The organism is Kitasatospora sp. NPDC054768 (genome assembly GCF_053612025.1).
On record NZ_JBSHBN010000237.1, the window covers coordinates 1 to 10,251 of the forward strand.

The 10,251-nt window shown below is 74.9% G+C and carries 10 protein-coding genes and 1 tRNA gene; 10 read left to right on the forward strand and 1 reads right to left on the reverse strand.

The features are described 5' to 3' along the window. Positions 1-35: 35 nt before the first annotated feature. Complete coding sequence (locus ACWGKU_RS38540; protein WP_401053892.1) at positions 36-626, reverse strand: 5-formyltetrahydrofolate cyclo-ligase; 591 nt, start codon at positions 624-626, stop codon at positions 36-38. Positions 627-689: 63 nt separating this feature from the next. Here ACWGKU_RS38540 and ACWGKU_RS38545 point away from each other — a divergent pair, with 63 nt between their 5' ends. The 10 genes from ACWGKU_RS38545 to ACWGKU_RS38590 all read left to right on the forward strand — a co-directional run bounded on the left by ACWGKU_RS38545 (position 690) and on the right by ACWGKU_RS38590 (position 10,211). Beyond that, a complete protein-coding gene (locus tag ACWGKU_RS38545; RefSeq protein ID WP_452180972.1) occupies positions 690-1,625 on the forward strand; it encodes a GGDEF domain-containing protein in 936 nt (311 codons plus the stop codon). Between the two features lie 50 nt (positions 1,626-1,675). Next, on the forward strand, positions 1,676-2,596 hold the full coding sequence (galU, locus tag ACWGKU_RS38550) for a UTP--glucose-1-phosphate uridylyltransferase GalU (RefSeq protein ID WP_359899794.1): 921 nt from the start codon (positions 1,676-1,678) through the stop codon (positions 2,594-2,596). A gap of 34 nt (positions 2,597-2,630) precedes the next feature. After that, positions 2,631-3,968 carry a molybdotransferase-like divisome protein Glp gene (gene glp / locus ACWGKU_RS38555; RefSeq protein WP_452180973.1) on the forward strand — a complete coding sequence of 446 codons (1,338 nt, stop codon included), beginning with the start codon at positions 2,631-2,633 and terminating at the stop codon, positions 3,966-3,968. 127 nt (positions 3,969-4,095) lie between these two features. Further along, positions 4,096-4,536, forward strand: a complete 441-nt coding sequence (gene moaC, locus ACWGKU_RS38560; protein ID WP_380635337.1) for a cyclic pyranopterin monophosphate synthase MoaC — start codon at positions 4,096-4,098, stop codon at positions 4,534-4,536. Then, a complete protein-coding gene (locus ACWGKU_RS38565) occupies positions 4,533-5,066 on the forward strand; it encodes a MogA/MoaB family molybdenum cofactor biosynthesis protein (protein WP_452180974.1) in 534 nt (177 codons plus the stop codon). Before moaC ends, ACWGKU_RS38565 begins: the two co-directional genes overlap by 4 nt. Next, positions 5,063-5,689, forward strand: coding sequence for a GNAT family N-acetyltransferase (locus ACWGKU_RS38570; protein WP_401055538.1), 627 nt, complete (start codon positions 5,063-5,065; stop codon positions 5,687-5,689). Before ACWGKU_RS38565 ends, ACWGKU_RS38570 begins: the two co-directional genes overlap by 4 nt. A gap of 150 nt (positions 5,690-5,839) precedes the next feature. Then, complete coding sequence (gene sepX / locus ACWGKU_RS38575; protein ID WP_359899787.1) at positions 5,840-6,841, forward strand: divisome protein SepX/GlpR; 1,002 nt, start codon at positions 5,840-5,842, stop codon at positions 6,839-6,841. An 81-nt stretch (positions 6,842-6,922) separates the two neighbouring features. Beyond that, a tRNA-Ala gene (locus ACWGKU_RS38580) sits at positions 6,923-6,996 on the forward strand. Between the two features lie 350 nt (positions 6,997-7,346). Then, positions 7,347-8,549, forward strand: coding sequence for a glycosyltransferase 87 family protein (locus ACWGKU_RS38585; protein ID WP_401054608.1), 1,203 nt, complete (start codon positions 7,347-7,349; stop codon positions 8,547-8,549). 42 nt (positions 8,550-8,591) lie between these two features. After that, positions 8,592-10,211 carry a DUF2079 domain-containing protein gene (locus ACWGKU_RS38590; RefSeq protein ID WP_401054606.1) on the forward strand — a complete coding sequence of 540 codons (1,620 nt, stop codon included), beginning with the start codon at positions 8,592-8,594 and terminating at the stop codon, positions 10,209-10,211. Positions 10,212-10,251 lie beyond the last annotated feature (40 nt).

Sequence of the window (10,251 nt, forward strand, 5' to 3'; positions counted from 1 at the left end):
CCGCTCCCCCCGAGGGAGCGGGGCCGCCGCCGTTCTCACCCCAGCCTGCGCACCCCCGAGGGCAGCACCGCCAGGTCCACCGGCCGGTCGTGCGGCTCGGCCGGCACCCGCTCCAGCAGCTCGTGCTCGTACAGCAGCACCGCCAGCACCGGCCGCGCGCCCGCCCGCGCCAGCCGGGCCAGCACCCGGTCGTAGCTGCCGCCGCCCCGGCCCAGCCGCAGCCCGGAGCGGTCCACCGCCAGGCCCGGCAGCAGCACCACCGCGGCCCCGGTCACCGCCTGCGGCCCGAGCCGCGGGCCGACCGGCTCCAGCAGCCCGCGTCCGGCCGGGGCCAGTGCGTCGGGCCCCGCGTACTCCGCCCAGTCCAGGTCGTTGTCCGCCAGCAGCACCGGCAGCAGCACCCGCACCCCGCGCGCCCGCAGCGCGTCCAGCAGCGGCCGCGTCCCGGGCTCGGCGCCCACCGAGACGTAGGCGGCCACCGTGGCGCCCGCGGCGGCCAGCTCCCCGGCGTGCGCGGCCAGCGCGCCGGCGGCCGCCGCGCGCTCCTCGGCGGCCAGTTCGCGCCGTTCCGTCAACAGCCGTGTCCTCAGGCCGCTCTTCTCGTTGGGCATCCGATCCTCGTTCATCCGATCCTCCTGGCCTGCGCACCGTCGACGCGCAGAGCCTGACACGCGAAAGGGCACCCCCCATTGACCACCCCGCTGCTGGTCCAGGCCCTGGCCGCACTGAGCGTCCCCGCACTGGCCGGCGCCACCGCCCTCGGACTGCGCGGACGGCGGGAGCGGTCCGGGGCCGCCGCCGGGGCGCAGCGGCTGCGCGGACGGATCGCCGAACTGGAGGAGCGCTGCGCCGAGCTGGAGCGCACCGCCTCCTGCGACCCGCTCACCGGGGTGTGGAACTACCGCCACCTCCAGCTCACCCTGGACCGGGAGATCGAACGGGCCCGCCGCGCCGAGCACACCGAGCAGGCCGACGGCCCGCGCCCGCTCGCCGTGCTGATGCTGGCCATCACCGGCTTCGACGCGGTCGTCGCCGAGCACGGCCGGGGCCGGGCGGGCGCGGTGCTGCGCGACCTCGCCCAGCGGCTCGCGATGGAGATCCGCCGGGCCGACACCCTCGGCCGCTACGGCGGCGAGGAGTTCCTGGTGGTGCTGCCGGACACCGGGGCCGAGGGCGCCGCGCAGGTCGCCGAGCGGCTGGTCTGGTCGGTCCGCCGGCACCTGCTGCTGGACTGGTCCTCCGGCCCGCGCGAGTCCCGCCCCGCCGCCGGCAACGGCCTGACCGCCGCCGCCGGCATCGCCGTGCTGCCCGAGGACGGCACCCACGCGGCCGTCCTGCTGCGCGCCGCCGACGCGGCGCTCGCCGCGGCCCGGGCGGCCGGCGGCGACTGCTGGCGGCTCTCGTCCCGGCAGCCCGGGGAACCCGGCCGCCCGGGAACCGATGGCCCCCGAACCGACCGCTCCGAGCAGGCCGGTTGCCCGTCCGATCACGGAGCGGATGCCGAACGTGACCGTTCGGGAAAGGCGGGTAGTCTGTCGGCCTGTGTCGGCCGGGACCCCCTCGCCCAGCCGGTCGCGACCCATACGCCAGCCACTGTGGCCGGGCCCCGCGACGTGCTGTCCTAGCCGCCGCCTGTGCTCGGCCGGGCGAAAACGTGCCTGAGTAAGGTAAACGCATGACGACGACCAACTCCCGAGTTCCGGTAACCAAGGCCGTGGTACCCGCGGCCGGACTGGGCACCCGCTTCCTCCCGGCGACCAAGGCCACCCCGAAGGAGATGCTCCCGGTCGTCGACAAGCCGGCGATCCAGTACGTCGTGGAGGAGGCCTCCGCCGCGGGCCTGTCCGACATACTGATGGTCACCGGCCGCAACAAGCGCGCCCTGGAGGACCACTTCGACCGCGCCTACGAGCTGGAGGAGCTGCTGGTCCGCAAGGGCGACGAGCAGCGCCTGGCCCGGGTCCGCGAGTCCGTCGAGCTGGCCAACATGCACTACGTCCGCCAGGGCGACCCGAAGGGCCTCGGCCACGCCGTCTCGGTCGCCGAGCAGCACGTCGCCGGCCAGCCCTTCGCCGTCCTGCTCGGCGACGACCTGATCGACCCGCGCGACCCGCTGCTCTCCCGGATGATCGAGGTGCAGCAGCAGCTCGGCGGCTCGGTCGTCGCCCTGATGGAGGTCGACCCCTCCCAGATCCACCTCTACGGCTGCGCCGCCGTCAAGGCGAACGGCTTCGGCGAGGACGTCTTCCAGGTGACCGACCTGGTCGAGAAGCCCGAGCCCGGCGAGGCCCCGTCCGCCTACGCCGTGATCGGCCGCTACGTCCTCGACCCGCTGGTCTTCGACGTGCTGCGGGAGACCCCGCCCGGCCGCGGCGGCGAGATCCAGCTGACCGACGCCCTGCGCGAGCTGACCAACCGCGAGGCCGCGGACGGCGGCCAGGTGCACGGCGTGCTCTTCAAGGGCCGTCGCTACGACACCGGCGACCGCGCCGACTACCTGCGCGCTATCGTCCGTCTGGCCGCCGAACGCGAGGACCTGGGCCCGGAGTTCCGCTCCTGGCTGCGGGAGTTCGTCGGCTCCGAGATGCAGGCCTGACGCAGGACCGACCACGACAGAGAGCGAGCCGCCGATGACCGGGTCCACCGAGCCCAGCACCACGCCCAGCGCCTGCTGCGACGCCGGAGCGGACCCGGCCCCGGCGGCCCCCCGCCTCTGGACGGTGGACGAGCACCTCGCCGACGTGCTGGCCGCGGTCGGCCCGCTGCCCGCGATCGAGCTCCAGCTGCTCGACGCCCAGGGCTGCCGGCTCGACGAGGACGTGATCGCCGACGGCGACCTGCCGCCCTTCGACAACAGCTCGATGGACGGTTACGCGGTCCGCACCGCCGACACCGAGGGCGCCACCGACACCTACCCGTCGGTGCTCTCGGTGGTCGGCGACATCGCGGCCGGCGCCGACGAGCTGCCCAGGGTCGGCCCCGGCCAGGCCGCCCGGATCATGACCGGCGCCCCGCTGCCGCCCGGCGCCCGGGCCGTCGCCCCGGTCGAATGGACCGACGGCGGCACCGGCACCGGGGTGGCCGCCGCCGCGATGACCGCGCCGGTCCCGGACGAGGAGGTCCGGGTCCTGCGCCCGGTCGCCGAGGGCGCGCACATCCGCCGCCGCGGCAGCGACGTCACGGCCGGCACCCGGGTGCTGGAGGCCGGCACCCGGCTCGGTCCCGCCCAGCTCGGCCTGCTCGCCGCGATCGGCCGGCCCACCGTGAAGGTCCGCCCGCGGCCCCGGGTCGTGGTGCTGTCCACCGGCAGCGAGCTGGTCCAGCCCGGCGAGCCGGTCGGCCCCGGGCAGATCGCCGACTCCAACAGCTTCACCCTCACCGCGGCCGCCCAGGAGGCCGGTGCCATCGCCTACCGGGTCGGCGCCGTCCCGGACGAGGCCGAGCGGCTGCGCACCGTCCTGGAGGACCAGCTCGGCCGGGCCGACCTGATCGTCACCAGCGGCGGGGTCAGCGTCGGCGCGTACGACGTGGTCAAGGAGGTCTTCGAGTCCTACGGGGGCGTCGACTTCCGGCGCCTGCGGATGCAGCCCGGCAAGCCGCAGGGCTTCGGCCGGATCGGCGGCGCGGCCGGGGTTCCGCTGCTCGCCCTGCCCGGCAACCCGGTGAGCGCCTACATCTCCTTCGAGCTCTTCGTCCGTCCGGTCATCCGCACCATGCTCGGCGCCGCGGAGGTGCACCGCCCGGTCGTCCGCGCGCTCTGCCCGGCGGCGCTGCGCTCCCCGGCCGGCCGCCGGCAGTTCCTGCGCGGCCGCTACTCGGCGGCGGACGGCACGGTGGAGCCGGTGGGCGGCGCCGGGTCGCACCTGGTCGGTGCGCTGGCCCGGGCGAACTGCCTGATCACCGTTCCCGAGGACACCACCGCGCTGCCGGCCGGCAGCGCGGTGGACGTGGTGTTGCTGGACTCCTGATCGGCTCCCCGGACCGGGGAACGGTACGGTAGCGCGGTATTCGACCTGCGCGCCCCTGGAGTTCCCCGTGACGACACCTCCCCCCGGCGACCGCCTCACCCACGTCGACGACCAGGGCGCCGCCCGGATGGTCGACGTCTCCGAGAAGGCCACCACCGCGCGCACCGCGGTGGCGGCCGGCCGGGTGCGGGTCTCCCCGCAGGTGGTCGAGCTGCTGCGCGGCGAGGGCGTGCCCAAGGGCGACGCCCTCGCGGTGGCCCGGATCGCCGGGATCATGGGCGCCAAGAAGACCCCGGACCTGATCCCGCTCTGCCACCCGATCGCGGTCTCCGGCGTCAAGGTCGACCTCGCCGTCGCGGACGACGCGGTCGAGATCACCGCCACCGTGCGGACCGCCGACCGCACCGGCGTCGAGATGGAGGCGCTGACCGCCGTCGCGGTGGCCGGGCTGACCGTCGTCGACATGGTCAAGGCGGTGGACAAGGGTGCCACGATCGAGTCCGTCCGGGTGCTGAGCAAGACCGGCGGCAAGAGCGGCGACTGGTTCGCGCCGGAGGTGGACGCGTGACGGCGCCGGCCGGCGCGGTGCCCGCCGGGAGGGCGCTGGCCGTCACGGTGTCCAACCGGGCCTCGGCCGGGGTCTACGCGGACCGGGGCGGCCCGCTGCTGGTGGCCGGCCTGACCGCGATGGGCTTCACCGCCGACGGCCCCCGGGTCGTCCCGGACGGCGAGCCGGTGGAGGCCGTGCTGCGCGAGGCCGTCGCGGCCGGTTACGACGTGGTGCTGACCACCGGCGGCACCGGCATCTCGCCGATGGACCTCACCCCCGAGATGACCGCCCGGGTGATCGACCGGGTGATCCCCGGCATCGCCGAGGCCATCCGTGCGTACGGCCGGGAGAAGGTGCCGACCTCGGCGCTCTCCCGCGGGCTCGCCGGGCTCGCCGGACGTACCCTGATCGTCAACCTGCCGGGCTCGACCGGCGGCGTCAGGGACGGCCTGGCCGTCCTGGAGCCGCTGCTCGCCCACGCCGTCGACCAGCTCGGGGGCGGGGACCATCCCCGGCCCGACGCCCCAGCGACCGGGAGAACCCACTGAACGCCGGCTGGCCGGTAGAACTCCACGAGGGGGACGTCGTGCTGCGCCCCATCCGGGCGCGCGACCAGCGCGAGTGGCAGGAGGTGAGCCGCCGCAACCGGGACTGGCTGCGCCGCTGGGAGGCCACCGTGCCGCCCGGCCCGGCGGGTCGGGTGAGCGGCCCCCGGCCGACGTACCGGCAGATGGTCCGCTTCCTGCGCGGCGAGGCCTCGGCCGGCCGGATGCTGCCCTTCGTCGTACTCCACAAGGGCCGCCTGGTCGGCCAGTTGACCGTCGGCGGGATCACCTGGGGCTCGATGTGCTCGGCGAACATCGGGTACTGGGTGGACGAGGGCGTGGCCGGCCGCGGCATCATCCCGACCGCCGTGGCGCTTTCGGTGAACCACTGCTTCCGCACGCTCGGACTGCACCGGATCGAGGTCTGCATCCGCCCGGAGAACGGCCCGAGCCGGCGTGTGGTGGAAAAGCTCGGCTTCCGCTCGGAGGGAATCCGGCCGCGCTATCTCCACATCGACGGCGACTGGCGCGACCACCTCGTCTACGCGCTGACCGACGAGGAGGTCCCGGAGGGGATGCTGGAGCGCTGGCGGGCGCTCAGTTCCGGGCGCGAGCGCAGTAATTGAATACATGTTCGAAAGAAATATCGATATGGCATCGAAGGGGCACCGGACCCCCACAAATAGCGGCAAAATAGTCGGAGAATCAGCTTGATCACACGACACGCCGCGCCAAATTGCTGCCAGGCCTTCCCCGGCGCCCGTACGGTGTGAATCGTGAGCAGTAGCGGCCTTATCTACGCCGTCATCGTAGGGGCCTGGGCCGCCTATCTGGTGCCGATGTGGCTCCGCAGGCAGGACGAACTCAACGAGGCGCGCCCGACGGAACGCTTCAGCACCGCCATCCGCCTGCTGGCCGGGCGTTCGGGGCTGGAACGGCGGGCGGCCCGGGCCCTGGGCGACGAACCGCGTGACGGCGAACAGAGCGACGACGGTCCTCCCGAACGGGACGGGACCTCCTCCGGCGACCCCGCGCGGGAGCCCGAACCCCCGGTGCGGCGCCCGGCCGAACGGCCGGCCCCCGAGCCGCGGGCCGGCACCGAACGCCGGGCGCGGCTGCTGGCCCGCCGGCGCCGGATGGTCACCGCCCTCTTCTTCTCCTTCGCGCTCGGCGCGGTGGTCGCCGCGGTGGCCGGACTGGCCTTCCTCTGGGTCCCGGCGGTCCCGGCGGTCCTCCTCACCGTGTACATCGGCCACCTGCGCAAGCTGGAGCGCCAGCGGTACGAGGTGAAGCTCGACCGGGTCCGGGCCGCCCAGGCGGCCGAGCGGCTGCGCAAGCGCGAGCAGCAGCGCGCCGAGGCCGCGGCGCCCGGCGCCGCCCCGGCCGAGGCCCCCGCCGCCGCGGAGCCCGCCCCGGCCGCGCCCGCCGGAGGGCGGGCCGCGCGCCGGCCGCACCTGCGGCTGGCGGCCGACCCGGAGCAGGCCACCGTCTCGGTGTCCTCCGCCTCCGCGGTGGCCGAGGCGACCGAGCACGAGGAGTGGGTCGACGGCATGCGCGAGCGCGGAGCGGCCGGCCCGGACTCCTGGGAGCCGGTGCCCGTCCCGCTGCCCACCTACGTGACCGCCCCGGTCGCCCCCCGGGTCTCCCGCGGCCTCGACCTGTCGGCCCCCGGCACCTGGACCGCCGGGCGCCCCGCCGAGTCCCGCAAGACCCCGCTGTTCGACCAGTACGCCGAGCCGCACGCCCCCGAGTCGCGCCCGCGCGCGGCCAACGAATAGCCCGGGCCGCCCCCTGACCGGCACCGCGACCCGGGGTTGGTCACGGACCCCCTCCGAAAGGTGCTAGAGTTTCTTCTCGTTGGGGCTGTGGCGCAGTCCGGTAGCGCACCTCGTTCGCATCGAGGGGGTCAGGGGTTCGAATCCCCTCAGCTCCACCCAACGGACCGGCTCAGGCCGGTCGACGAAATCCCGCCGGGAGGCAACTCCCGGCGGGATTTCGCGTTTTGGGCTCCAGGTCCGGGGCCGCCGCCGCCCGGAGTCCGCTGTGGGGGAGATCACATCACCCTTCCGGGCCCGTTTCTGACGCGGTTTGGGGCTCGGAGGGGTCGGTTATGGTGGGTGGGCCCAGACGCTGACGAGGGAACGATCTGGTCTATCTCAACGGGGTGCCATCGCGGTGCGCGAGTTCGGTCTGAAACGGTGGGTGCGGCGGTCGGGTCCGGAGAATCCCGGAGGCGCAGCGGAAACCGGAAGACCGAATTCCTGGACCCTCCCGGCGGTCTGCGTGGCGGCGGTGTCACTGGCGGTGTTCGCCTGGTTCCGGCACAGCCACGGGGCCACCATGGTCGACATGCTGGTCTACCGGGCCGAGGGCCAGGCCGTCGTCCGCGGCGAGGACCTCTACGCGATGCGGCTGCCCGGCTGGGACCTGCCGGCCACCTACCCGCCGTTCGCGGCGATGCTCTTCGTGCCGAGCACCTGGTTCGACGTGAGCACCCTGCGCGTCCTGGTGATGCTCCTCAACTACGCGCTGCTCGCCGCGGCCGTGCACCTGTCGCTCAAGCTGGCCGGCTGGCCGAAGCAGCACCGGGCGGCCGTGGTGATCCTGGCGACCGGCCTGGGCATCTGGCTGGAGCCGGTCTTCACCACCTTCCAGTACGGGCAGGTCAACCTCGGCATCCTCTGCCTGGTCCTGTGGGACCTGACCCGCCCGGACCGCCACCGCCTCAAGGGCGTGGGCATCGGCCTGGCCACCGCCATCAAGATCACCCCGGGCCTGTTCGCCGTCTACCTGTTCCTGACCGGCCGGGTCCGGGCCGCCCTGGTCTCGGCCGGCACCTTCCTGGCGGCGGGCCTGATCGGCTGGGCCGTGCTGCCCGACGCCTCGTACGGGTTCTGGACCACCTACCTCTGGGACCCGAGCCGGGTCGGCGTGACCGTCCTGGTGGACAACCAGTCGCTGCGCGGCGCCGTCTGCCGGCTGCTGGACGTCAACGACCCGGGCCTGGTCGGGCTGATCGCCTCGGCGCTGGTCGCGACCTTCGGGCTCGGCGTGGCGGTGCTGGCCGGGCGCTCCGCGCGGGTGCTGCGCCGGGCCGACGCCTGGGGCGCGGTCTGCGCCGCGCTCACCGCGCTGCTGGTCTCGCCGATCAGCTGGACCCACCACTGGGTCTGGTGCATCCCGCTCCTCGCCCTGCTGGCGGTGGAGGCCAGGACCACGGCCCGGAGGGTGCTGTTCGGCCTGACCCTGCTGGTCTTCCTCTCGCACGTCATGTGGACGGTGCCGCACCGCTGGGGCCGCGGGGTCGCCTGGTACTGGCAGCTGCCCGGCGCGATCTACCCGCCGATCGCCATCGCCGTCCTGGTCGTCCTGGGCGTGCGGCTGTACCGCGCCCGGCGGCAGGCCGTGGAGGCCGCCGGCGGAGGGGTCCGGGCCCTGCTGGCCGCCAGGCTGGACCGCGATCCCGCACTGACGAACCGGACCTGACGGCCGGACCCACGGACCCAGACCGGACGGATCGGACCTGACGTGACCACCCAGACCGCACCCCCGCCGCCGGCCGCCGCCGTGCCCGCCGCCCGCCGGCTGGCCGAGGCCGTCCTGCTCGGCCCGGCCCGGCGCACCCTGCTGCTCACCGCGCTCTGCTTCGCGGTGACCTGCGCCATCGGCCTGCAGGGCTGGACGTCCGTGTCGCTCGGCGGCTTCGACCTCGGCATCTTCGACCAGGGCGTGCGCGGCTACGCCCACTTCGGGCTGCCCGTCTCGACGCTGAAGAGCTTCCACCACGAGTTCCCGCCCGGCTTCTCGCTGCTCGGCGACCACTTCTCGCCGGTGCTGGCACTGCTCGCGCCGCTGTACTGGATCTGGGACGACCCGCGCTCGCTGATCATCGGGCAGTCGCTGCTGTTCGCGGCCGGGGTGCCGCTGATCCGGCGGATCGCCGGGTACGCCTTCGCCGCCGCCGAGCCGCGCACCGCCCGCCGGGCCGCCGACCTGGCCGGCCTGGCTTACGGCCTCGGCTGGCCGCTGCTGGTCGCCGCCCGGGTGGGCTTCCACGAGGTCGCCTTCGCGGTGCCGCTGACCCTGCTGATGCTGGAGCGCGGGCTGGCCCGCCGGTACGGCACGGTGGTGCTCGCCGCCGTACTGCTGTGCTGCACCAAGGAGGACCTCGGCCTGATGGTCGGGGCGTACGGGCTGGTGCTGCTGCTGCGCACCCGCCGTACGGAGGACCGGGCGGGCCGCTTCACCGGCCTGGGGCTGCTGCTGGGCGGGCCGGTCGCCTCGGCCGTCGCCATCACCTGGCTGATCCCGGCGATGGGCGGGCAGCCGGGCTACTACTGGAACTACGGCTCGCTCGGCACGGACGGCGGGGACGCGCTGCGCAACCTGCTGCACGACCCGTTCCTGCTGGTGCAGGCCGCCTTCGACCAGCCGCTCAAGCCGCTGCTGCTGCTGTGGCTGTTCGGCACCACGCTGCTGCTGCCGCTGCGCTCGGCCACCGTGCTGTGCGCGCTGCCGCTGCTGGCCGAGCGGATCCTGTCCAGCAACCCCAACCACTGGTCGATCGCCCGGCACTACGACTCGCTGCTGTGGCCGATCCTGCTCACCGCCGCGATCGAGGTGCTGGGCCGGCTGAGCGCCGCCGGGCGGCCGGAGCGGAGCGTGCGGCGGGCCCGCCGGCTCGGCCTCGGCGCGGCCGGGATCGCGCTGGTCGCCGCGGTGCCGATCGGGCTGCTGCCGCTGGCCGTACCGTCGTCCTGGGCGCCGAAGACGAGCGAGGCGGCGCTGGTGCGGGCGGCCGCGCTGATCCCGGACGGGGCGTCCGTCGAGGCGGACAACCAGATCGCGCCGCGGCTGACCGCCCGGGCGGACGTGGTGCTGGTCGACGGCACGCCGCGCGGGCGCGAGTACGTGCTCACCCGGGGCGACAAGCGGTCCTTCCCGTTCAAGACGGACAAGGAGCAGGCCGAGCGGATCCGGCTGCTGCTGGCGCACGGCTACCGGCAGCTGTGGGCCGAGGACGGGGTGGTGCTGCTGCACCGGGAGGGCGACGAGCCGATCCCCGGCGAGCACGTGCCGGGGCCGGGCAGCGAGCCGGTCCAGGACGAGGTCCCGTCCGACGTGGGGCACAACCTCTTCCGCGGCTGACGGCCGCCGCCCGAACACGCCGCGGGGCCGGCCGGAACGA